Annotated in this window: 20 protein-coding genes and 1 pseudogene; 12 read left to right on the plus strand and 9 right to left on the minus strand. The window is 52.6% G+C overall.

Annotated features, from left to right (window positions below; all coding sequences use genetic code 11):
- The first annotated feature begins 186 nt into the window (after window positions 1-186).
- Complete coding sequence (locus JUF11_RS04330) at window positions 187-1,233, plus strand: hypothetical protein (RefSeq protein ID WP_204118499.1); 1,047 nt, start codon at window positions 187-189, stop codon at window positions 1,231-1,233.
- Window positions 1,234-2,127: 894 nt separating this feature from the next.
- On the opposite strand, the gene JUF11_RS04335 is transcribed toward JUF11_RS04330, so the two are convergent.
- Window positions 2,128-2,646, minus strand: a complete 519-nt coding sequence (locus JUF11_RS04335; protein ID WP_204118500.1) for a GNAT family N-acetyltransferase — start codon at window positions 2,644-2,646, stop codon at window positions 2,128-2,130.
- A gap of 87 nt (window positions 2,647-2,733) precedes the next feature.
- Window positions 2,734-4,221, minus strand: a complete 1,488-nt coding sequence (locus JUF11_RS04340) for an AcpB/EbpR/MafR family transcriptional regulator (RefSeq protein WP_204118501.1) — start codon at window positions 4,219-4,221, stop codon at window positions 2,734-2,736.
- 204 nt (window positions 4,222-4,425) lie between these two features.
- On the opposite strand from JUF11_RS04340, the gene JUF11_RS04345 reads away from it, so the two are divergent.
- The 9 genes from JUF11_RS04345 (at window position 4,426) to JUF11_RS04385 (ending at window position 12,918) form a co-directional block, all read left to right on the plus strand.
- The gene (locus JUF11_RS04345; protein ID WP_236000433.1) at window positions 4,426-5,133 is read left to right on the plus strand and encodes a WxL domain-containing protein; all 708 of its coding nucleotides are present in this window, start codon (window positions 4,426-4,428) and stop codon (window positions 5,131-5,133) included.
- An 83-nt stretch (window positions 5,134-5,216) separates the two neighbouring features.
- Complete coding sequence (locus JUF11_RS04350; protein ID WP_236000435.1) at window positions 5,217-6,266, plus strand: WxLIP family cell surface protein; 1,050 nt, start codon at window positions 5,217-5,219, stop codon at window positions 6,264-6,266.
- On the plus strand, window positions 6,256-6,576 hold the full coding sequence (locus tag JUF11_RS04355; RefSeq protein ID WP_204118502.1) for a hypothetical protein: 321 nt from the start codon (window positions 6,256-6,258) through the stop codon (window positions 6,574-6,576). Before JUF11_RS04350 ends, JUF11_RS04355 begins: the two co-directional genes overlap by 11 nt.
- A complete protein-coding gene (locus tag JUF11_RS04360) occupies window positions 6,569-9,091 on the plus strand; it encodes a hypothetical protein (protein ID WP_204118503.1) in 2,523 nt (840 codons plus the stop codon). The genes JUF11_RS04355 and JUF11_RS04360 overlap by 8 nt, the downstream gene beginning before the upstream one ends.
- A 20-nt stretch (window positions 9,092-9,111) precedes the next feature.
- Window positions 9,112-9,603 carry an AP2 domain-containing protein gene (locus JUF11_RS04365; RefSeq protein WP_236000436.1) on the plus strand — a complete coding sequence of 164 codons (492 nt, stop codon included), beginning with the start codon at window positions 9,112-9,114 and terminating at the stop codon, window positions 9,601-9,603.
- A gap of 388 nt (window positions 9,604-9,991) precedes the next feature.
- Window positions 9,992-11,092 carry a helix-turn-helix domain-containing protein gene (locus JUF11_RS04370; RefSeq protein ID WP_204118505.1) on the plus strand — a complete coding sequence of 367 codons (1,101 nt, stop codon included), beginning with the start codon at window positions 9,992-9,994 and terminating at the stop codon, window positions 11,090-11,092.
- Window positions 11,085-11,294, plus strand: coding sequence for a PLD nuclease N-terminal domain-containing protein (locus tag JUF11_RS04375; RefSeq protein ID WP_204118506.1), 210 nt, complete (start codon window positions 11,085-11,087; stop codon window positions 11,292-11,294). Before JUF11_RS04370 ends, JUF11_RS04375 begins: the two co-directional genes overlap by 8 nt.
- Window positions 11,294-12,160: an ABC transporter ATP-binding protein gene (locus JUF11_RS04380; protein WP_204118507.1), complete on the plus strand. Its 867-nt coding sequence runs from the start codon at window positions 11,294-11,296 to the stop codon at window positions 12,158-12,160. The genes JUF11_RS04375 and JUF11_RS04380 overlap by 1 nt, the downstream gene beginning before the upstream one ends.
- The gene (locus tag JUF11_RS04385) at window positions 12,157-12,918 is read left to right on the plus strand and encodes an ABC transporter permease (protein WP_204118508.1); all 762 of its coding nucleotides are present in this window, start codon (window positions 12,157-12,159) and stop codon (window positions 12,916-12,918) included. The genes JUF11_RS04380 and JUF11_RS04385 overlap by 4 nt, the downstream gene beginning before the upstream one ends.
- A gap of 60 nt (window positions 12,919-12,978) precedes the next feature.
- Here JUF11_RS04385 and JUF11_RS04390 read toward each other — a convergent pair whose 3' ends face one another.
- The 6 genes from JUF11_RS04390 to JUF11_RS04415 are packed head-to-tail and all read right to left on the minus strand — an operon-like array spanning window position 12,979 to window position 17,991.
- Complete coding sequence (locus JUF11_RS04390) at window positions 12,979-13,623, minus strand: NAD(P)H-binding protein (RefSeq protein WP_204118509.1); 645 nt, start codon at window positions 13,621-13,623, stop codon at window positions 12,979-12,981.
- A gap of 36 nt (window positions 13,624-13,659) precedes the next feature.
- Window positions 13,660-14,823, minus strand: a complete 1,164-nt coding sequence (locus tag JUF11_RS04395) for a MalY/PatB family protein (protein WP_204118510.1) — start codon at window positions 14,821-14,823, stop codon at window positions 13,660-13,662.
- Entirely contained in the window at window positions 14,823-15,689 is an 867-nt protein-coding gene (locus JUF11_RS04400) for a DUF3737 family protein (protein ID WP_204118511.1), read from the minus strand. Before JUF11_RS04400 ends, JUF11_RS04395 begins: the two co-directional genes overlap by 1 nt.
- Window positions 15,690-15,740: 51 nt before the next feature.
- Window positions 15,741-16,664, minus strand: coding sequence for an alpha/beta hydrolase (locus tag JUF11_RS04405; RefSeq protein ID WP_204118512.1), 924 nt, complete (start codon window positions 16,662-16,664; stop codon window positions 15,741-15,743).
- Between the two features lie 12 nt (window positions 16,665-16,676).
- A complete protein-coding gene (locus JUF11_RS04410) occupies window positions 16,677-17,420 on the minus strand; it encodes an SDR family oxidoreductase (RefSeq protein WP_204118513.1) in 744 nt (247 codons plus the stop codon).
- Window positions 17,413-17,991, minus strand: a complete 579-nt coding sequence (locus JUF11_RS04415; RefSeq protein ID WP_204118514.1) for a DapH/DapD/GlmU-related protein — start codon at window positions 17,989-17,991, stop codon at window positions 17,413-17,415. Before JUF11_RS04415 ends, JUF11_RS04410 begins: the two co-directional genes overlap by 8 nt.
- A 103-nt stretch (window positions 17,992-18,094) precedes the next feature.
- On the opposite strand from JUF11_RS04415, the gene JUF11_RS04420 reads away from it, so the two are divergent.
- Window positions 18,095-18,976 carry a LysR family transcriptional regulator gene (locus JUF11_RS04420; RefSeq protein ID WP_204118515.1) on the plus strand — a complete coding sequence of 294 codons (882 nt, stop codon included), beginning with the start codon at window positions 18,095-18,097 and terminating at the stop codon, window positions 18,974-18,976.
- On the opposite strand, the gene JUF11_RS04425 is transcribed toward JUF11_RS04420, so the two are convergent.
- Window positions 18,970-19,821 carry an aldo/keto reductase gene (locus JUF11_RS04425; RefSeq protein WP_204118516.1) on the minus strand — a complete coding sequence of 284 codons (852 nt, stop codon included), beginning with the start codon at window positions 19,819-19,821 and terminating at the stop codon, window positions 18,970-18,972. The genes JUF11_RS04420 and JUF11_RS04425 overlap by 7 nt on opposite strands.
- 225 nt (window positions 19,822-20,046) lie before the next feature.
- Here JUF11_RS04425 and JUF11_RS13195 point away from each other — a divergent pair.
- Window positions 20,047-21,089, plus strand: a pseudogene (locus tag JUF11_RS13195) (low temperature requirement protein A).
- Window positions 21,090-21,103: the final 14 nt, after the last annotated feature.

A 21,103-nucleotide genomic window follows, 5' to 3' on the forward strand; every position in this document is an offset into this window, starting at 1 on the left:
AGAAATATGTAAAGGCTGAGGGAAGAATCAGATTGGGTTGCATAATCTATTGATGACGGGACAGAGAATCGATACCATCGGTTTGACGTGGTGATTGTTAATACTCATGTTAATCTAGGACATGAGTTGAAGCTTCACCTGCCTTATTTGGGAGAGTCATCACAAGTTTGTGGAGGATACTTGGCTATGAAAAACATGGAAGAATTGAGTAATAGACCAAAAAAGCGCGCCAGCAAAAAATCACAATCCAAAAGAAAGAAGAAAGCCAATTCGCCCAAAAAATCAACTAGAAAAAATAATTCGAGTGTTAGAGAAAAAGTGAAACAAAATCGACAAACAACCCCATTAAAACTTTGTTTGATTTGTGGTCGTCCAGGACATTGGAAGGCGCTCACGTGCACCTATTGTTCACATATTAACCGTGATGCGGCTAAAACTGTGAATGCCAGAGGCAAGAAACTTGCGATATATACGTTAAAGTATTTGATGGAGTATGTTATTCACTCATACTCTCGTGACCCTGTGATTGAGTGGTTTTCTCACCACTCATCTGATTATTGGACATATATACCCCGAGTGCAGCATAAAGAAAGGGCAGATCATCGAAGAAAAATGCGGCAGGATGCACTTGCTAGAGAAAATGAGGAAATCAGAGCGGATATGCAAGCTGAAAGCCTGACGAAAATGCCTTTTCTACAAGTTGAGTTTGAAAAGCAGCAACATATGCTCCGCCGCTTAATTGGTGTTCGGGGCACATATATGAAACCTCAACTAATCGTTGAATGTGAGCGATGTCACGAGGACTTCATCTGTCTATTTGATGATTTGCGGGTCGGTCGAATTGAGCACGATTGTCCAGAAACGACTTCTTCGGGGGAAATTGCTGTCAAGACCTTCTTGACTGATCTTCGTGTCGATTTTGTGACGCAATATGCGACCTTAGACTGTCGAAATCCCAAAACGGGATTTCAATTACCGTATGATTTTGAATTAACCAAATTTAAAATTTTAATTGAGGTGCAGGGAAAACAACATTATGAATTTGTCCCATATTTGCAGCAAAATATAGAAACCTTTGAATACCAAGTTTGGAAGGATAAGGTTAAGGCGGACTTTGCGCGTGAGCGTGGCTATCTATTGTTAGCAATGCCATATGAGGATATTCATGATGGTACGTTTAAATATACAATTCAGTCGGCCATGGCGAATTTTAGTGCCAATCACGGAAATTGAAAATTTTTGACAATTCAAGAGAGATCATAGAGCCACGAGGAAGACTGGGTTTCATTACTAAGAGAGGTGAAGGGGAATCACATGAGAAATCACGAGGATTCTAGTATCGAGTATAGGCAGGGGGGCACGAATAAAATAAAACGTGAGATTCTAAGTTTTATTAACAGTCTAGTTGGCGGCGTAATCAATGTGAGCGTTGGCGATGTTACCCATGAAGTACTTGAAATTCGACAAGAAAGTCGTCACCAATGGAAGTAAATCAATACTAATCAGGCAAACAGCGACTTTTATCCAATTCCATCTAGCCTGATTAAGGGGTGCCCCAATGATGCTGTTTTTACGATTAAAGTGCATGCGGGAATGCTAGTGCACGAAAAAGTGGCGATTCAATCGCGGTTTATTTGCATCAAGGGAGCGCGGCGGTGAAGGCGACAAATTAGCAAGTTCGTCGAAGGCAGCAACACTATTGAGTGGTGGCGAATTTGATTTCGAACAGGCCGGGCTTCATAAGTTGATATTTAAGACAGTGAAAATGGTCTTTGAGAATTTGGCACTACCGTGTGATGAAACTGCGCTACGTTTGTTAAATGTAAATTTGTATAATAATAGCGTGCTTCTCACTAGCAATCAAAATCCGATGAAGTGCGTGTGGCAGCGGATGATGGCGTCAGTATAATAACCTTTAAGGACAAAGAAGCTTTTTTCGGCTCTGCTACTCAGCAAGTCGATGTGGTGCATGCTTATCTGGATTTAGCAAATCATTGTCAGCTAACCATTACCTGACAGGCACAACCCTACGAACGACACGATTATCCGACGGTATGCATTGCAACAAGACCGCCAGTGACCCCATACACGAGGTTACTGGCGGTCTTCTGATTGATTAGGATATCGTTATCGCGTTTTCGCCATTATCACCGTGGTTACAAACACGCCATCTTCAATAAAGTCGTTCACAATCCGGCCTTCTTCCACCATCCCTAGTCGTTGCAGGACGTGCTGCGAGCGCTGATTGCGGGCGTCGAACATCCCTTCCACCCGGCGCAATTGGAGCTGATCAAAACACAAATCGCACAGTGCTTGGGCCGCTTCGGTGGCATGGCCATGGTGCCAATAGTCTTGGTTAAAGACGTAGCCGATTTCGGCCTTAAGATTGGCGGCATCTAAATGCAGCTCGACCGCCCCAATGAACTGGCCTGCCAGCGTCACGGCGTATTTGCCCAGTGGCTTGCCCATCCAGTAATCGGCCAAACCGAGCAACGCGTCATCAATATTTTTATATTTCAAGGCGGTGTTTGCTGGTTCTTGGGCGATTTTAAGCAGTTCCGGCGCGTCGGCCACAAGAAATGGCCGGAGTACCAGGCGGTCAGTGGTTAGCATTTGATTTTGAAGTAAGGCGATTTTTGGGCTCATCTGATAACCTCGGTTTTTAAATTGAGGCTAATTATACACGCTTAAGCGAACAAAGCTAACGACCGTCCTAACGGTGCAGGGGCGGGGCTATTTACGCTGGTCGTACAAGCCAGCTAAAATTCGCCTGATTGCCGTAATATCATTTTCGTTATCAAATTCAGAAATCAAAAAGCAGCGCGCTTTGTCATCGGTTGGGAGCAGGTAATCGGTAATAATCAAATCGTAATTCGTGTTTGGTTGAAAGAACTCCAGCTGCACAGAGAAGTCGCGATTCAGTTTGCGACTCCAAAGGGTCAAAAATAGCTCCTGAATGAGTAAATCGGTGAAAAAGCGCAGCCCGACTTTTAAGGTCTGATCCGTTAAAAAGTCGGTATAGCGAAATGCGGCCTGGATACGATAAGTCAAGTTACGATAAAGCGGGTTTTCAGGTAAGAAGGCGCTTTTTCGCCAAAGTGGCGCCATTTTGGTGAGGTAGCTGGTTGCCACCGTGACAAATTCGGTACTGGCCTGACGATTGATCTCAGACTCAAGCTGCTCATCACTATACGGATAGATGAATCCTTGAAACAGGACATAATGAAGAATGCTTTGGATGAGCAGATAGCGAATTTTTTGGAAATTTCCGAGCAACACAGTGCCCATCCGATAATGCTTGAGTAAGAACGAGCTGGTCCGGTGCAAGGCTTCACCAAACGGAAAGTTCACTGTATCGCCGCCTTCTGCCCATTCCAAATAGCGGTCGGCACAGTCCGGCAAAAAGCCAAAGCAAAATGATGCCAGGTAGAGGACAGCGATATCTTGGTCGGTGCGCTGGAAGTCGTTTTTGGGGCCGATGGTACGCAAGACCTGGTGAAACTGACGGTAAAACGGCGCCCCCGTCAGTGACTGCGGCAAATTCGCATTCTGCCTAAAGTCGGCGACCTGGCCAGTTTGATACCGGGTCAAGGTGATTTTCATCCAAGTATAAAACTTGGTCCGGGCAGCGAGGGGCAGTGAGAAGTGCATGCCTGCTTCAAAATCAGCCAGCACACGCAAAATCTTGGGATCATTCATCCCGTCAATGAGGTGTTCAAAAGGTACCAGCTGCATGGTGAGTTGGTAATAGAAGTACCGAATTTGCCATTCGCTGCCTTGCATTTGGCCATTTTGAATCGAGAGTTTGAATTCTTTCAGGACTCGGTTGAGGTCGGCAATTTTCCGGTAGATACTGGCGCTGCTAATGGCGAGCTGTTCTTCTAATTCCAGATAGGTAAACCTCCCTTGCTGCTGGAGAAGCGCAAGGATTTTGAAGGCATCAGCGTTTTTGAGGTAAGCGTAAATAATGTTGGGGAGCCCAACCGAAGTCGCTTTGACGAGCTTCAATTGGCCGTCAACGTCAACCAGCGAGAGCGCCCCGGGAAAATGTGCGGCGCAAAAATGCGTCAGCTCGCTGAGGTAGGCCTTTAACGTCGGCTGCGAAAGTTGATATTTGTCAAGTAGTGCGCGCTTGGATAGGCCCTGAGTCTGGGCGTAAATATCGCGCAAAATCTGAACTTGTAATTGCATCGGTTTATCTAATAAGTCTCGATAGTCCAAGGGGCACCTCCCGCTGATGATAGTTACCATAATTATACAAGATAGGCCGGGGTAAAAGCCGCCAGACCGACCTTAGAAACTATTCAAGCTTTTGGGCAGTGGCTAAAGAAACCGAATAATATCATCATTGCCGACCCCCTATACTAAAGCCAAGTGGGAAACCTTCATCTCCCGCAAATTCATTTTAAGAAGGGGTAAACCAAAATGAGAAAGACAAAGAAGACGAGTTTGGGGTTAATCGCAGCCAGTTTGATGGCACTGTCATTGACCGCACCGGCTGTTGTGTCAGCGGCAACCGCAACCACCACTGGGGATGTGACTTTCACCAAGCCAACGAATGCCGTTAATCCAGTGAATCCTACCGATCCGACTAAGCCAGTTGATCCAGTGGATCCAACAAATCCAGCTACCGGGCAAACCGGGGCTTTGACCCTTGATGTGGCACCGGTGCTACCATTTGGGACGCATGAAATCGAATCCGGTTCCCACACCTATGCGTTGAACGCTGACGCCAGCAAGGGCAGCGTCAACAAAAATCCTTACCTGCAAGTTTCTGATCGGCGTGGGGTGGCTAACGATGGCCAAGCCCAAGGCTGGAATGTCACCGTTCAAATGAGTGACTTTACCGCCGCCAGCGGCGCCAAGTTAGCAGGCGCGAGTTTAGCCTTTAAGGACGCGACTGTTAAAACTGCAACCGGCGACACGAGCAAAGCACCGGCCCAACAAAATATTGCGAACCTGAGCAGTGCTTCCAGCGCCACGACCATTTTCAGCGCGGCAAAAGGCCAAGGCCTCGGCACCTGGCTGTCAGTATACGATCCAGCCAACATCGAATTGACCGTGCCTACGCCTGGTGAAGGCGCGTACACCTCAACTTTGACCTGGACCATGAATGAAGGCCCAACTGCGTAATCTTCGGTTGTGTTTTCCAATAGCGTGAATTTGGGGGAGGTCAGCAGCGTCTGCCTCCTCCTTTTTTGAAAGGAACGACGAATGTGAAACGGCGAACACGCTTATTGATGGCACTATTCGCCATCATTCTAGGCACTTCCGGCTTCGGGGTGAAGGTCCATGCCCAAGATAATCCGGGTGATTTTGGCGTGAAGGCGATTTTGCCTAGCAACCAAATCGACCCGGCCATCACTTATTTTGATTTGCTGGTGAAACCCGGCCAAACGCAAACCGTCTCGTTTGCCGTGTCGAATGCGGCGAAAAAGACGCGGAAGTTTGCCTTGAGTGTCAACCCAGCCGTTACGAGTGATGGCGGCACCATTGATTATTCGCAGGCCCACCCCACGCTAGATCCAACTTTGCCGTTCGATCCGCGGGCGGTGATGCAGCTTGATCAAAACAGTGTGACTTTAAAGGCCGGAGAAACGCAAACCATCGCCCTTCGCCTGAAGCTACCGGCAAAGGCGTTTCAAGGCCAAGTATTGGCCGGCATTCATGTTGAGCCCATCGCGGCTAAACCTCAGGCTAAGGCTGGGAAGGCGGGGGCGCGCATTATCAACCGCTATGCATACAACGTGGCGATTGTTCTGCAAGAAAATCGCGCGGCGGTGCCGCCAATGCTCAAGCTTCGAGGGGGCAAAATTGCGCCGGTGAATTCACGGCCAACGGTTCAGCTCCGGTTTCAAAACCCAGCCCCGACAATTATTGGGGATTTGGTCTTTAAAACGAAGCTCTACAAGAATGGAAAGCCCTTCATGACCGACCATTCCAATGCCTATTTGGTGGCGCCAAATTCACACTTTAATCTGAATTTAGCCTTGGATAATCACCGCGCCACGGCAGGCCGTTATCAGGCCGTGATTCACGCCACTGCCAAAGGCGGACACAAATGGTCGTTTACGCAGTCATTTACCGTCAGCCCGACGCAGGCCAGCCAGGTCAATCGCCGGTCAGTCTTCATTGAACAACCGGCGGCATTTGGTCCAATGGCGATCGTGCTGGCGGTGCTACTGGTTCTCGCCTTGTTCGTGATCATCCTGTTACTATGGCGGAATCGGCGAAAGCAAACAGGGGGAACAACTGATGAGAAGTAAGCTATGGGGTGTCATTTTGCTGATTTTATTCGCCACAGCGGGGCTTCAAGCGGCACCCGTAGCGGCAAGTACGCGGGAATCAACAGCCTCAATCAGCTTCATTGATTCTTCGCCAGTTCCACATGGCACACAAACGCCAGGCCACAAGCCTGCCATCAAAACCGGATATCGGTCGGCATCAGCCCCTAGCGAACGGGCAAGAATGCCAGCCACTGGTGAGGTGCCAGACCAATTTCTGCTGGTGCTGGGCCTCGAAGTGCTGGTAATCGTTGGTTTGCTTTGGCACAAGGGAGGTGAAGCCGATGCTTAAATCGATTAAAAATCCGCGCAGGCTGGCGGTCGTGCTGGGTTGCTTGGTGTTGGGGGTCCTGATTGGCCTCAACCAGCGGCAAATCGTTGACGCTGGCACTAATCCCACGGCGCCCACTGCCGCCATCCGTCCGCAATACGTCTACGGCTTGGCGAACTACACCGGCGCAGGGGTCGTTCAGGATTCGCAGGCCCAGCCGCAGCTAAAAGCCACTTACCAAAGCGGCAGTGCGACTGACCCTTGGTTAGGTGGCAAACTTAACATCGATTGGACCGACTATTTGGATCTTCGCATGGGGGGCGGGCAGTTGGTGACCGCGGCGACCTTTGGCTTTGGCTTTGTGGCCCATGTCAACTTACCATCCAGAATTAACGCGGATGATGTCTTGGCTGCCATGGACTTTTCAACGGCCAAGTTAACCGTGAAGTCAGCGACCTTTCCTTTGCAACGCGATAATTTCGAGAAAATCGGTCCCCATACCTTGCGCCTGACCATGCGCGATCACAATGGCCATAATCTTAACTGGGGTGTGCTGGCGGTGCTGCAAGGCATTGTCAGTGATGGGTTTTCTTTGAACCATGTCTATGTCAACTTCAATATCGACGTGGATATCGCCAAGTTGACCGTGGATGGGCAACCTGACGACACGTCGCCTAACAAGATACTGACGAAAGGACACTTTGCCCCGGCACCTGACAAGAAGCATCAACTAAGCGTCGATTTTTATGGTGCCGATGATATCAAAGAAGGGGCCGCAAGCTTCTTTGGCCTTTCCCCCACTGGGTATCTTTATGCGAATTTAAACCCAGATGGTAGTTTTGAGGCATGCAATCGCGCCACTACGACCATGAAGACCTGGAATAGCTATATTTCACCAACGGACAATCAAGGCACTGAGAACACGAATCAGGATCAGGCCGAAGTGGTGGACGGGTCGGCGGCCAATTTACCCGGCCAAGTCAACCAGCGGTCGGTCACCTTGGGCTATCGCGCTGGGACTTTCGCGGCGCAACCGGCGGACCGATTTAATCGCGTCGTCAATTATTTCACCAAGCAAAACGTCACTACCGGCGCCCAGTTAACGCATACCCCGCTTAAAACGACCGGTTATAACCAACCGACAACCGTTGTTTATTCTGGTACCGACAGCGAAGGGACTAAGCTCTCGCCTGTGGCCTTGAAAGTCACTGATTCTCACCGCAACAATGGCCAGGTGAAGCTGACGAATTTGACCAATACGGTCCTGCCAAATGGCGGTGGCATGGTTGGCACGGCAATCAGCCAAGGCACGGATTTTACGATGAAAGGTTGGTGGCAAGCACCGGATTTGGATCATGGTGAAATTCGCTACCGCGTGTTGGCCTTGAAAGCCGGCCAAAGCCTCGCTGAGGCGACGCCGGTGGCAGGACGAGGAGACATGCTCTTTCAAACCATCACGAATAGCCCCGATTACAGTCAAACGCATGCTACCAGTGCGATCTTAGCGGGGTTGCCGGCGGGACGTTATGTACTGGATACGAAAATTGTGGATGACGCGGAGCCTGATCAGGCGCAATGGGCGTCGACCCAATATCTTGCCCATCCAGATCAAAACGCCTATCCGCCGCTGATTGCAGTGGTTGATTTGCCGCAGATGGCCCTCACCAGTCAGGTTACGAATACCGCTACGCAAGAAACCGGTCAGACGATTACTGCGCTGGCTGGCAATCAAATTCACAGCACCACCACCATCACGGCAGGCACGGACGGCACTGCCAGCCTTGAGCAGGCAGCGTTGCAACTGCAAATCCCGACTGGGACGACTTATCAGGCCGGTAGTTTAACGGTGACGATCAACGGCCAACCGCAAAGCGGCATGACCGCCAATTTCAGCGCTGGCACAGCCAAAATTGCGTTACCGCAGGCGGTGAAGGCCGGTGACACCATCAAGCTTGGTCTTGATTATCAGGTGAATGATTTAAGTGATCAAACCCTGACCGCCACTCCGGTCACTTTATCCGGGAAGGTGACAGTGCCAACGGATAATGGGACGGCACCGGCGCCAGTTTCACTGGTATCGAACGCGATTGCCATCAAAATTCCGGTGGCAGAGCTGAAACTGGTTAACGGTCCGGCTGATTTTACTTTTGGCCACAACGTTGATTTGCCCTATCAGCCTGTTGATCTGCCCGCAAAAACAGCCGACTTAGCCTTCACAGTTTGGGATTCACGGGCACCACAAATGAAGTCCAACTGGCAAATCACAGCTAGTTTGAGCAAGCCGTTTACCACTGCGACCGGGGCCATTTTGCCGACTGCTCAGCTTGACGCCAAAATCGGCAATGAGCAGCACGCGATTAGTGCCGGTCAGGAGACCCCAATTTACACGCATGAAGGTAACGCTAGAGGAACGATTGCCGTGCAACTAGCGAAAACGAATCAACTGATCCTGCATGTTGATCCCAACGCTGGGATTCAAACGGATGTTGCCTACCAAGGCGAAATTCAATGGCAACTGGTGGATGGGCCGCAATAACCCAGAAAGAAGGAATGGAATTGGCTGTAAAAACAAAGCGCCGTTATTCACCCACGACCATCGATCTGACGGGTCAGCGCTTTGGCCGGCTGGTGGTGTTGCATCGAGATGGCAAAAGAAAAAATGGCAATGCCGCCTGGCTGTGCCAATGCGACTGCGGGAACCGCGTGACTGTTGACTCATACGCCATGCGCCACGGCAGCGTGAGAAGCTGTGGCTGCTTGCGGCGCGATAACCTGCGGCGACTGGCCGAGATTAATCCGGCTTTTATGGACATGCAGCAACGCGGCGCCGCGGCTTTGCAGGATCAACACGGCGTTTCCTACGCGTCACTGCATCGCGGCAAACGCAATCGTTCAGGCGTGATTGGGGTGAGCTATGACCGCGCCACTGGCCGGTGGTGTGCACGCCTGCGCTACCACGGCAAATATGTCTTGCTCAAAATGTTCGCTCGCTTTAGTGATGCGGTCGCTGCTCGTCAGGCCGCCGAGAAGCAATATTTAGGGCGCTGAAGGCGGCGTGTTGAGGGGGCAAGCAATTAAGCCTGCGTATTCGATGCCGGTCGAGGCCTTGGGTTAACCAGCCTTGACTGTTTGTTCCCCTAGATAACACCTCCCTCGTAAGCCCCATGATGACTTCAGTGAGGCTGGCACGGCTTTCGTCGTGACCCCCCAAGCACGCAAGCAGTCTTGTCAGTCCGCATTGAAGCTCGAGGCGTGAATTGCCCCACCGTAGTTAGCTTTGGCTAATCACGATGGGGCAATTTTGGTCCTTGTGGTTGAGTCACCAACGACAGCTAAAATAGGTTTCCGTTTGGTTGACATATTTACCCGCAAGTTTACATTCACTCGCTTGGCGTCCGCTTTGCTGTTCGCTACAATGACAGCAGGAGGTGAGGTCATGCTCAATGTTGGCACTGTCATTTTAGCCCAGCGTAAAGCAGCTGGCCTGACGCAGCAAGCGGTCGCCGATTTTCTCGGTGTGTCCAAAGCGTCAGTTTCGAAGTGGGAAACCGGGCAATCGTATCCAGACATCACGCTACTCCCGCTGCTCGCGAGCTTCTTCAACATCACGGTGGATGAGCTCTTGGCCTACTCGGCGCAGCTCTCCGATGCGGAAGTAGCGCAATTATATCGCCAGTTGCAGGCACGCTTGCTCAAAGAGTCGGCGGCGGTCGTGTATCAGGCCATTGAGGCGACCATTCATCGCTACTACGCTTGCCCCAATTTGGTGCTGAGCATGGGGCTGCTCTTGCTTAACCACAGCGACTTACTGCCAGGCGATCGGCTTACCTACATCCAAGAAGCGCAGGCATTGTTTGCCCATGTACCCACCATCACCCAGACACCAACGCTACTGGACAAGGCAACCAAGCTGGCGGCGATGTGCGATTTGATGTTGCAACAGCCGCAAGCCGTGTTGGCCAAATTAGGCCCCACCGCCCCGGAAGTCATGCCGGCGGATAGCTTGATTGCCGGCGCTTATCAGCAACTCGGGCAGGTGGATCAAGCGATTGCGACGCTTCAAAGCGGTTTGTATCAAAATGTTGCGGTGATGTTGAGCGGGTTAACCAATTACCTGCAGATGACGATCGCCGCGCCTGAACGCTTCACGGCCACGGTCCAGCGCGGCCAGGCGCTGATTGAGGCCTTCAAGGTGGCAACGCTCAATCCAATCGTGGCGATTAACTTTTGGAGCAGTGCCGCGGTGGGCTTTGGGGCGCTCAACCAAGCGGACCAGGTGGCCCAGCAGTTACACCTGCTGTTGCCAGTGCTGCAGACCTTGCCGGAACCTTTGACCCTGCATGGCGATGATTATTTTGACCAAATCGATGACTGGCTGGCAGCCACCGAAACCGCCGGCGTGACGCCGCGCAACTCGGGGCATGTGAAGGCGGAACTCGCCCAACTGCTGCTGACGCATCCGGCGCTGCAAGCGGTCTTCAAGCAGCCGGCCTTAGCACCGCTGCAAGCGCAATTGAAGGAGCTTACCCATGACTGACTTTGAGCTGATTAAAGAATACTTGCCGTTCCTGATTCCAGCGGTGCTGATCGAGCTGGTGCTGGCGATTACCGGCGTGATCAGTGTGCTGCGCCATCCGCATTACCGGTTCGGTAACCGCATCCTATGGCTATTGCTGGTGATTTTCGTGCAACCGTTTGGACCGTTGCTGTATTTCTTCGCCGGCCGCGAGGTGGAGTGATGGGCTTACTCACATTAACCAAGGTCAGTAAAGCATTCGGCAACCAGCAGGTGCTGAAGGGGCTGGACTTAGATGTGCCACAAGGGGCCATTTATGGCTTTGTCGGGGAAAATGGGGCCGGCAAAACGACCACCATGCGCCTGATTTTAGGCCTGGAGCCACTAGACTCGGGCACCATTACTTTTACTGGTCAGCCGGTGAAGTTTGGCCACACCCAGGGCATCGGCTATCTGCCGGATGTGCCGGCGTATTACGGCGACCTCAGCGCCCGCGAGTATTTGACGCTGTGCGGGCGGCTGACCCAAACCGCGCACCTGCATGAGCGGGTGGGCGAAATGCTGCACCTTGTCGGTTTGCCGGACACGCGGCGCCGGGTCCACGGGTTTTCTCGCGGCATGAAGCAGCGGCTCGGGATTGCTAGCGCGTTACTGGATCGGCCAGCCATGCTACTGTGCGATGAGCCGACGTCCGCCTTGGATCCTGCAGGCCGACGCGAATTTTTGGCGTTGCTGGCCAGTGTGCACAATGAAACGACGATTTTGCTGTCAACCCATATTCTTAGTGACGTGGAGCGGATTTGTGATTACGTCGGGATTTTGCATGCGGGTAAGCTGCAGATGCAAGGGCCGCTGCAAGCCTTGTTGGCCGCGCATACCCAACCGGCCACCCGCTTTACCTTTAGCAATGAGGCTCAGGCGCAGGCTGCCGCAACGCTGCTAGGCGGGGCGGCGACGGCCAGCCAAGTGACCGTTACCACCGATGCCCAGGCCGCATTGAGGCAACTGCTGGCGCAGCATTTGATGCCCACGGCGTTCAATCCCATCAAAGCCAGCCTGGAGCAGCTGTTCATGGAGGTGATCGCATGAGGGGTTACTGGCTGATGTTGCAAAATGAACTTATTTTGGCTTGGCGCCGGTATCGCCTCGTGGTGCTGGCGCTGGTGTTCTTGTTGTTTGGCATCGAAGCCCCGCTGGTAGCGAAGCTGACGCCGGCGCTACTGAAGTCCATTGGGCAGGGGATGACCATTACCCTGCCCAAGCCGACCAGTGTGATGGCCTGGCAGCAATACTACAAGAACATGACTCAAATCGGCCTCTTTGTGCTGGCGATTGTGGCTTCCGGAACCGTCAGTCGGGAATTGAATGAGGGCACCTTGGTGATTTTGGTGGCAAAAGGGCTGCGGCGTAATGCCGTGATCATGGCTAAGTACACCATGGCGCTACTGCAGTGGGTGGTGGCGCTGCTGCTGGCCTTTGGTGTCACTTACGCCTATACCGCCTACTACTTTCCTGATGACCTCAGTCCGCATCCCTGGCTGGCGCTGTGGCCGCTGCTCTGGTTTGGCGTGTTGTGGCTGGCTATCATCATTTTGGGCTCGACCCTCAGTAAAAGTGGTTTCACCGGTTTTTTGCTTGGCGCCGGGGTCTATTTAGGCCTAACGCTGCTGAACATGTTCAAAGCGGTGCATCGCTTCAATCCAGTGAGCCTAACCAATGACAACTTAGCGCTATTGACTGGCACTAAAACGTTTTGGTCGCTGGCGCCGGCCTACGCGGTGACGCTAGCAGGGGCTGTGGCCTGCCTAGCATTGGCGATGCTGGTGCTGAAAAAGCGGCGCCTGTGAGGACGCAGTGAACCAAATCAAAGATGCCGTCTTCGTCGCAGAAGGCGGCATCTTTTTGCCTCACAGCCAGGCGGGCTTGTTGCCATCGGTGTGTGGCTTGTTCAGGCCGATACTGTCATGCGGATACAGGTTCGGTTCTTTGATCAGTTTCACAATGAAGTCCGCCACGCTTTGCCGCGAGACTTCGGTGCCTTTGAAGGGTTCAGCAGCGCCAGAGAGTTCATAATCGATTTCATCTTTGTCGGTGAGCCAGGCCGGCCGCAGCTGGGTCGCATTGATTTCAGGATGCGCCGCGAGCAGTTTGGCCGATGCGCGAAAGCCTGGTAGGTAGGCTTTGATCGCCTGCTCGTTCCACTGGCCAAATTTACCAGGCACTTCATGTAAGGCGCCGAGCGCGGAATAGAAAATCAGGCGCGTGCGCCCAGTGGCCGCCATCGCCGTGATGATGGCTTGGGTGAAGGTGGCGAGCTGGACGCCGCCAAGGTTGGAATAAACCACATCCGCGTCGACCATGGCTGCGGTCAAAGCGGCGACATCCTGCGCATCGCCTTCAACTAAAGTCACGCGTGGGTTAACTTGATAACGGTTCAGGCGAGTGGCGTGGCGTAGATATAGCACTAAATCATCATCTGTTTCAGCCAGCAAGCGGTCGATCACGATTTGGGCGGTGGCGCCGTGAGCGCCGAGAATTAGAATTTTGGTCATGGAAATCTTCCTTTCTTGTTTGCGCGCAGTGGGGTTTTATTCTTGCTGATAAAGCTCAATGCCATTTGCCAAGCGGTTTAGACCATCCGCCAACATGGCAGGGGGGCAGGCAAAATTAAGTCGCAAGAAATGAGCGCCATCACCGCGGTAGACGCTGCCGGCTGAGACAATCAGGCCGGTTGAAGCGCGCAATGCCGAGGCTAGCTTTTCCGCGTTAGTTGAAATGGCCTGCACATCCAGCCACATCAGATAGGTGGCGCTGCTTTCAATCACTTTGACCTCTGGCAGGTTGGCGGCGATGAAGTTTTTAGCTTGCTCGGCATTAGCTGCCAGTTGCTGGCGTAAGGCGCGCAACCAATCGGCGCCCTGCGTGTACGCCGCAATCGTCCCGGGAATCGCCAGCAGGTTTGGCTCTGCTACCTCATCGGTATTCAAACCGCGATTGACCTGCGCCCGTAATGCAGGGTCCGGCACAATGACAGTCGCGGCATGGAGAGCAGCAACGTTAAAGGTTTTGCTTGGTGAGACCAGCGAGATGGTATTGTCATGTAGCACTGCCGGGAGTGAAAACACCGGTGTGTAGTCTGGCCCTTGCCAAACCAAGTCGCCGTGAATCTCATCAGCCACCAAAACAACGTGATGGCGCAGGCATAACGTCGCAATCTTTTCTAGCTCCGCCTGCGTCCAGACCTTGCCAATGGGATTATGCGGGTTACATAAGATCATCATCGTGGTCAGCGGCAGCGCGAGTTTGGCCTCAAGGTCAGTCCATTTGATGTGATAATGGCCGTCTTGGTAGTGCAAATCGCTAGAGAGCACATGCCGCCCGTTGTTTTCAATGGAGTGGTAGAAGATATCATAAATTGGCGCCTGAACTAAAACATTGTCGCCCACATGCGTCAGCCTTCGCACAATAGCTGATAAAGCGGGGATGACCCCGGTGGCAAACAGCATCCAATCAGGCGCAGGTTTGGCGTGGTGCATGTTACTATACCAAGTCGCAACGGCGGCGAAGTAGTCGGGTCCTGGTGCTTCGTAGCCAAAAGCGCCAAGTGAAATTTTGTCCTGCATTGCGGTCAAGATGGCTGGAGCCGTGCGGAAATCCATGTCAGCAATCCACATCGGGAGCTCGCCGGGCTGAACATTCCATTTGATTGAATTGGTGGCGCGCCGATCTGGAGCGTTGTCAAAGTCGTACATTAAGCCGACTTCCTTTCTACAATTGGAACAGCGGTGGTGATTTCAGTTTGGCTCGGGTCGATTTTGGTGTGATCAAGAATCAAGGTGTCGATACCATGGGCGTGAATGCGGCCGCTGATGGGATTTTTGACACTTAAGATATCAGAGGTAATCTCCGCTTCAATGTCGCTGCAGTACTCAAAGGCCAAATCTGTGCGCAGTAGCTGGCAATTTTTCATGTTTAAATGATGGATGTAACAGAGCCCCTGCTGACTTTCGATGGTGCAATTAATCAGCGTCAGATGCTTGGTGTTCCAAGCCAGATATTCGCCGGTGATGGTCGAGTCATACAGCGTGACATTCTCACAGTTCCAGAAGGCATCCTTGGCGACAAAGGTCGAATGGTGCGCCTCAATATTTTTGGCGCCATCGAAACAGTAATTACCAATCAGATTCACATGGTCGAGATAGATGTTGCTGCTATCTTTGCCGAAATAGTCGCCATTGATTTGAACGTCTTCAAGACGGACGTCATCACAGGTCCACATCGTTTCTTCAGCGGCGGCAAAGTGGACATGCGCGAGTCTAATCTGACTACTGCGCCGAAAGAGTTTGGGAGCCTGCAAAGCGCTGTTGGTGATAGTGATGTCATGGGTGTACCAAATCCCAGACCGGGCCATGGTTTCAAAGGTCGTGTGATCGGCCTGGATGTGGTGGCTGTACCAAAGCGGATATTTCCATTTGAAAATGGTGTTAGTCAGTCGAATGTTGCGACTTTCCTTCAGCGGCGATTCGCCTTCGCCAAACACCGTGCGGTCAATGCGCGCATCATGTTCGGCAAACAGGGAGCGTTCCCCTTTAAAATAATCATTACTATATTGATTCATAATGGCCTCCTAAAAAAGGCACATCGTAGGCAAACACGATGTGCCAGGTGACTACAGGGCTTCGTCAAAGAAGGCTTGCAACTTAGCAAATGGAATCTTGGTGGTGTCATCGTAAAGGTCAATGTGATTGGCACCAGGAATGATGACCAGCTGCTTAGGCTCGGCGGCCACTTCATAGGCCCGCTCTGAGAAGCCTTTGGAAAAGGCCTGATCCCCGGCAATCAACATGAGTGGACGCGGCGAGATTTCCGCGATTTTGTCCAGCAAGGTAAAGTTCATGAAGGCCATGCTGGAGGTTTCAGTAAAGGTGGTAATGGCGTTGGGGTGCCAGCCGCGACTCGTGAAATAAAAGTCACCGAATTCTCGGAACACGGGGTCATCATTTTCATCGGCCAGTGCAGAGCCGCGCGCCCCTAATGCCGGCTGGTCGCTTTCAAAGTCGACGTAACGTTGCTCGGCAATGGCAGCCAGGTGTGCTTGGCGTTCTTCTTTGGTCCCTTCCTGGTGCGCGGCGGCAATGTCAACCATGCTGGCGGTGGCGACGGCCTTAATGCGAGGGTCAACCGCGGTAGCGCTTAAGGCAAAACTGCCACTGCCGCAAATGCCGATCACACCGATCCGCTCGCGGTCAACAAACGGCCGGGTGCCCAGATAATCCACACTGGCATGAAAATCCTCCACAAAAATGTCGGGACTAGAGACATGCCGCGGGTTACCACCAGAAAAACCGTTGAAAGACGGGTCGAAGGCTAACGCCACATAACCGCGTGTCGCCATTTCCTGGGCGTAAATGCCAGGGCCTTGTTCCTTAACGCCGCTGTATGGAGGGCCAACCACCAAAGCAGGATATTGCCGGTCGCTCTGCATCTTTTTGGGGGTGTAGAGGTCGGCCGCCAGTTCGATGCCGTAGCGATTGTGAAAGCGTACCGTTTTACGTGAAACTTTGGGACTGAGTTTGAAAATATAGTTATCCATTTTGAGGACTCCTTACCATGGTTGATCCGTCGGGCCGACGGTGAATTCGTTGACGTTGGTATCTTCAGGCATATCGATGGCGAAGGCGACGACCTGGGCAATGCGATCGGCGGTGATTTCGTAGGTGTCATAGGTTTGCTGCATCCCAGCGGCGGCACTCGGATCGGTGATGGTCGCCAGGAGCTCGGTTTTGATGGCAGCGGGATAGATGGTGGCCGTGCGGATGTGACTGCCTTCTTGCGCTGCTTCCATGCGCAACACCTCCATCAAGTCGCGAACGGCCCATTTGGTGGCGCCATAAACTGCCCCGCCTGGGTAGGCTTTGAGGCCAGCCACCGAGCTGGTTGCGATGAAGTGGCCAGACTTCTGGGCTTTGAAGGTCGGCAGCGCGGCAGCAATGCCGTTTAGCACGCCTTTGAGGTTCACATCGACCATCCGATTCCATTCGTCAACCTTCAGCGCCGACAGCGGGGAGTTCGGCATCAGGCCGGCATTCAAAAACATCACGTCGATGCCGCCAAATGCGTCTTTGGCTAACTGCACCAAGTTTTCGTTATCAGCAGGCCGCACAACATCGGTCACGCGGTAAACGGCTTGACCGCCGGCAGCGATGATGTCGTCAGCTAGCGCCTTGAGCTTATCTTCACGCCGCGCGCCTAGCACGACTTTGGCGCCGCGGCTGGCCAATAATTTGGCGGTTTCGGCGCCAATGCCGCTTGAAGCGCCAGTGATGACAACTACTTTATCTTTAATCATTACTATTCTCCTTGTGAGTTGACTTGATTGGACGCATGACTTGCGCCGGCACGCCGGCGACAATTGTGTTAGCTGGGACATCCTTAGTGACCACGGCGCCAGCGCCGACAATCGCATGTTCGCCAATGGTGACGCCAGGCAGCACGGTCACATTGGCGCCCAGCCACGCGCCGGTTTTGATGTGGACCGCTTTGAGTACCAAATCCCGGCGCCGCGTTGGGTCTTCGCTATGATTGACCGAAATTAGGGTCACCCGCGGGCCGAGCAAGACGCCGTCATCAAGCGTGATGCCCCCAAGATCCACAAAGAAGCAGTCACGGTTAATGAAGACATTGGGCCCGATGGTGGTGTGGCGGCCAAAATCGGTTTGAAAAGGTGGGTTCAGCACCGAACTCGCCGGCAGAGGATAGCCCAAAATGGCGGCCAACTGCTGCCGCCTAGCTTCATCGGTGGTGGCTTGGTTGAGGGTAATCAGCAAGGCGCTGGTTTCTTCCACCACGGCGTGCACTGCCGCCGCAGTAGCGCCGCCCCAACTGACATGGCCGGCGTTGATGAGATGGTCAAAATTCATGGCGTGACCTCCTTTGATAGGTTCAGCATAAGTGCAAGTGTGTATTATGTCTAATACTTAAAAATGATGTTATACTATGCCTATTAGGAATGGAGGGTCGCAGATGGAACTGCGGGTTTTACGTTACTTTTTGATGGTCGTGAATGAACGCAACATTTCCCGGGCGGCGGAGCGGCTTCATGTGTCACAACCCACGATTTCGCGGCAGCTTAAAGACCTTGAGGATGAATTAGGCGTGACCTTGTTTGAACGCGGCAGTCGCAGTATTGAGCTGACCGCGGCCGGCGAATACTTCGCCAACCAGGCTCGCCAAATCGTGTTGTTGGCGGATAAAGCCGTGGCCAATGTGAATCAGACCCAGGAAGTCACCGGCCAGATTATGATTGGGAGTGCTGAGGCGCCGATGATGGTCACCATCGGTCAGGCCGTTAGCCAACTCGGGCAAACCGCGCCCAAGGTGCAAGTCGGCATTTACAGCACAGATGCCAATGAGGTCAAACAACGCTTGCATGCGGGGGTGTTTGACTTCGGGGTGGTGATGGAGCCGACTAACAAAGACGATAGTGACTTCCTTAAGTTACCGGGGACCAGCGCTTGGGGCGTTTTGGTCCGTGAAGATTCACCCCTGGCGCAAAAAGCGGCGGTTACCGCTGCGGATTTAGCCGATCAGCGGATCATCATGTCGCAGCAGCATGGCAGTATCAGCTACCTGACCGATTGGCTGGGGACCAGTGACCTGCAGCTCAATGTGGTGGCAACGTACAATTTGCTTTACAATGCCTCTATCCTGGTCGAAACGGGGGTCGGGATTGCCCTGTGTTTGGACGGCATCATCAACACAGCGGATTCAACTTTGCGGTTCGTCCCACTGACGCCGCGGTTGGAAGCTAAAGCAAGCTTGATTTGGCCCAAAAACACGCCGCAGTCCCCTGCGGCCAGCGCGTTTTTGGCGGCGCTACGAGCACTTTTGCCAAGTGATTACTGAACATAAGTGATGTGGTGCAGACGGTAGGCTTCGCGACAGCTGGCGACATCCAGAATGAGGGGTTGACCGGTATCGAGTTGGTCAATTTTACCCATATCATTGGCGTTTAAGGCAAAATCATCGATGGTGAAGTTCTGGCGGATGCGAGCGAGATGCACCGACTTGGGAATCGCCACCACGCCAGACTGCTTTAGCCACCGCAAAGTGACTTGAGCCGCGGTTTTGCCGTAATGCGCCCCAATCGTGGTCAAAGTCGGGTTGGTAAAAAGCTGGTGCTGACCTTCGGCAAACGGTGCCCAGGCCATGGGCGTGATGCGATATTTTGCCATCAGCGCGCGCAAGGCGCGCCGCTGGGAAAAGGGATGCAGCTCGATTTGGTTGACGGCAGGGACAATGTCAAAACTGGCGATCAAATCGACTAGCCGGTCAGGTAGAAAATTGCAGACGCCAATCGCGCGAATTTTACCGGCACGGTAGAGTTCTTGCATCGCCCGCCAGCTGCCGTAGTAGTCGCCATAAGGCATGTGAATAAGGTAAAGATCGAGATAATCGGTTTGCAGATTAGCCAGCGTCTTTTGAAAAGACGCCATTGTCTGCTTGTAGCCACTGACTTGAATCCAAACTTTGCTTGAAATAAAAATTTCGGTGCGCGGAATGCCGGATTTGGCGATTGCTTTGCCTACCGCGGCTTCGTTGCCATAGCAGGCGGCGGTGTCGATGAGCCGATAGCCAGTTTGCAGCGCATCGAGGACGCTTTGCTCGCACTGAGCCGGATCATCGATTTGGAACACGCCATAGCCAAGTTGGGGCATCTTAATGCCGTTGTTGAGTTGAATGGTTTTCATGCTATCTCTCCCTAATCTCTTCGGCATTAGCTTACGGAGCAATAGGCAGAATGTCTAATACCTATTTCAACTATAAGCACATAACGGTTAGGTATAGGACGGACCATTTAAGGGTCAGTTGAGGGGCTAAATTATTGGTGGTATGCTGACTCAAAACTGAGGAGGCCGCACATGAGCAAACCTGTTTCGATGATTGAATTATTTTATGATCTCGTCTTTGTCTACATGATTGCCAAAGCGACAGGGCTCTTGCATCAGCTCGAGCACGGCGTGATTGCGCCGCTGACCCTGGTGGTGTTTGCCTTCGTGGTGATTGTGTTTATCAATTCTTGGATGGTGCAAACAGTGTTCGTCAATCGCTTTGGGGCGTCGTCTTGGACCGATATTGGGTTTATGTTTGGCGACATGATGATCGTGCTCTACATGGCGAACAGCTTTTCGTCGGCGCTTGATGCCAATTTACGGCCGTTTTTCCTTGCGGCGGGGCTGTTGTCGTTGACGCTATGCATTCAGTACGTCCTGGTGTGGCGGCGCACTGATAACCGTGATGATCGCGCCATTGCCCAGGCCTTCAGCGGCATCTTAGGGGTGCGGACGCTGACCTTGCTTGGGCAGGCTTATTGCCGCTGCGCGCGGGCCTCTGGCTGGCGGCGGCTGGGGTGATCGTGAGTTGGGTCGCTCCAGCCTTTACTGGCAAACTGACCCGCAAGCACCCGATTATATTCTCACATCTGCTAGAACGGGTGACCGAGCTGTCGATTGTGCTGTTTGGTGAAACGATTGTCGGGATCGCTGGCTATTTCACGCGCCAGACCTTTTCCGTGGTGTCAGTGCTGATTTTTCTGATTGTGGCCAGTTTGTTTTTCGCTTATATCGCCGTGTTTGATCACCTAGTCGACGATAAAAAGGCCGGCGAAACCGGCAATTTGTTGATTTATCTGCACTATCCCATTATTTTTGGCGTCAGTATGGTGACTGTTGCGTTACGCGACATTACGGCGCCAACCGTCCACCACGCTTTTGCCATGACCTTCCTCTATGCTGGGATTGGGCTGATGTATCTGGGCTTGTGGTTGGCGCGGTATTACCAGCAGGCTCGCTATCAGACCCACCAGACCAGCTATGTGGTCATCGCCGGCTTGCTCGTCGTTGCCTATGGTATGACGCTAGTTCTGGTTCAGCCACTGGCAACAGTAGTGGTGACGGCATTTGTGAGCCTTGCTGCAGCGGCGTTATTGGCGCGGCAGATCGACCCGGCTGGACACTAGGCGGCATAGGTGGT

The organism is Lacticaseibacillus suilingensis, from assembly GCF_016861845.1.
GTDB lineage: Bacteria > Bacillota > Bacilli > Lactobacillales > Lactobacillaceae > Lacticaseibacillus > Lacticaseibacillus suilingensis.

Coding starts and splice junctions, on each gene's coding strand:
- JUF11_RS04330 (WP_204118499.1), top strand. CDS start 187: ATGAAAAACATGGAAGAATTGAGTAATAGACCAAAAAAGCGCGCCAGC.
- JUF11_RS04335 (WP_204118500.1), bottom strand. CDS start 2,646: ATGAGCCCAAAAATCGCCTTACTTCAAAATCAAATGCTAACCACTGAC.
- JUF11_RS04345 (WP_236000433.1), top strand. CDS start 4,426: ATGAGAAAGACAAAGAAGACGAGTTTGGGGTTAATCGCAGCCAGTTTG.
- JUF11_RS04355 (WP_204118502.1), top strand. CDS start 6,256: ATGAGAAGTAAGCTATGGGGTGTCATTTTGCTGATTTTATTCGCCACA.
- JUF11_RS04360 (WP_204118503.1), top strand. CDS start 6,569: ATGCTTAAATCGATTAAAAATCCGCGCAGGCTGGCGGTCGTGCTGGGT.
- JUF11_RS04370 (WP_204118505.1), top strand. CDS start 9,992: ATGCTCAATGTTGGCACTGTCATTTTAGCCCAGCGTAAAGCAGCTGGC.
- JUF11_RS04375 (WP_204118506.1), top strand. CDS start 11,085: ATGACTGACTTTGAGCTGATTAAAGAATACTTGCCGTTCCTGATTCCA.
- JUF11_RS04380 (WP_204118507.1), top strand. CDS start 11,294: ATGGGCTTACTCACATTAACCAAGGTCAGTAAAGCATTCGGCAACCAG.
- JUF11_RS04385 (WP_204118508.1), top strand. CDS start 12,157: ATGAGGGGTTACTGGCTGATGTTGCAAAATGAACTTATTTTGGCTTGG.
- JUF11_RS04390 (WP_204118509.1), bottom strand. CDS start 13,623: ATGACCAAAATTCTAATTCTCGGCGCTCACGGCGCCACCGCCCAAATC.
- JUF11_RS04395 (WP_204118510.1), bottom strand. CDS start 14,823: ATGTACGACTTTGACAACGCTCCAGATCGGCGCGCCACCAATTCAATC.
- JUF11_RS04400 (WP_204118511.1), bottom strand. CDS start 15,689: ATGAATCAATATAGTAATGATTATTTTAAAGGGGAACGCTCCCTGTTT.
- JUF11_RS04405 (WP_204118512.1), bottom strand. CDS start 16,664: ATGGATAACTATATTTTCAAACTCAGTCCCAAAGTTTCACGTAAAACG.
- JUF11_RS04410 (WP_204118513.1), bottom strand. CDS start 17,420: ATGATTAAAGATAAAGTAGTTGTCATCACTGGCGCTTCAAGCGGCATT.
- JUF11_RS04415 (WP_204118514.1), bottom strand. CDS start 17,991: ATGAATTTTGACCATCTCATCAACGCCGGCCATGTCAGTTGGGGCGGC.
- JUF11_RS04420 (WP_204118515.1), top strand. CDS start 18,095: ATGGAACTGCGGGTTTTACGTTACTTTTTGATGGTCGTGAATGAACGC.
- JUF11_RS04425 (WP_204118516.1), bottom strand. CDS start 19,821: ATGAAAACCATTCAACTCAACAACGGCATTAAGATGCCCCAACTTGGC.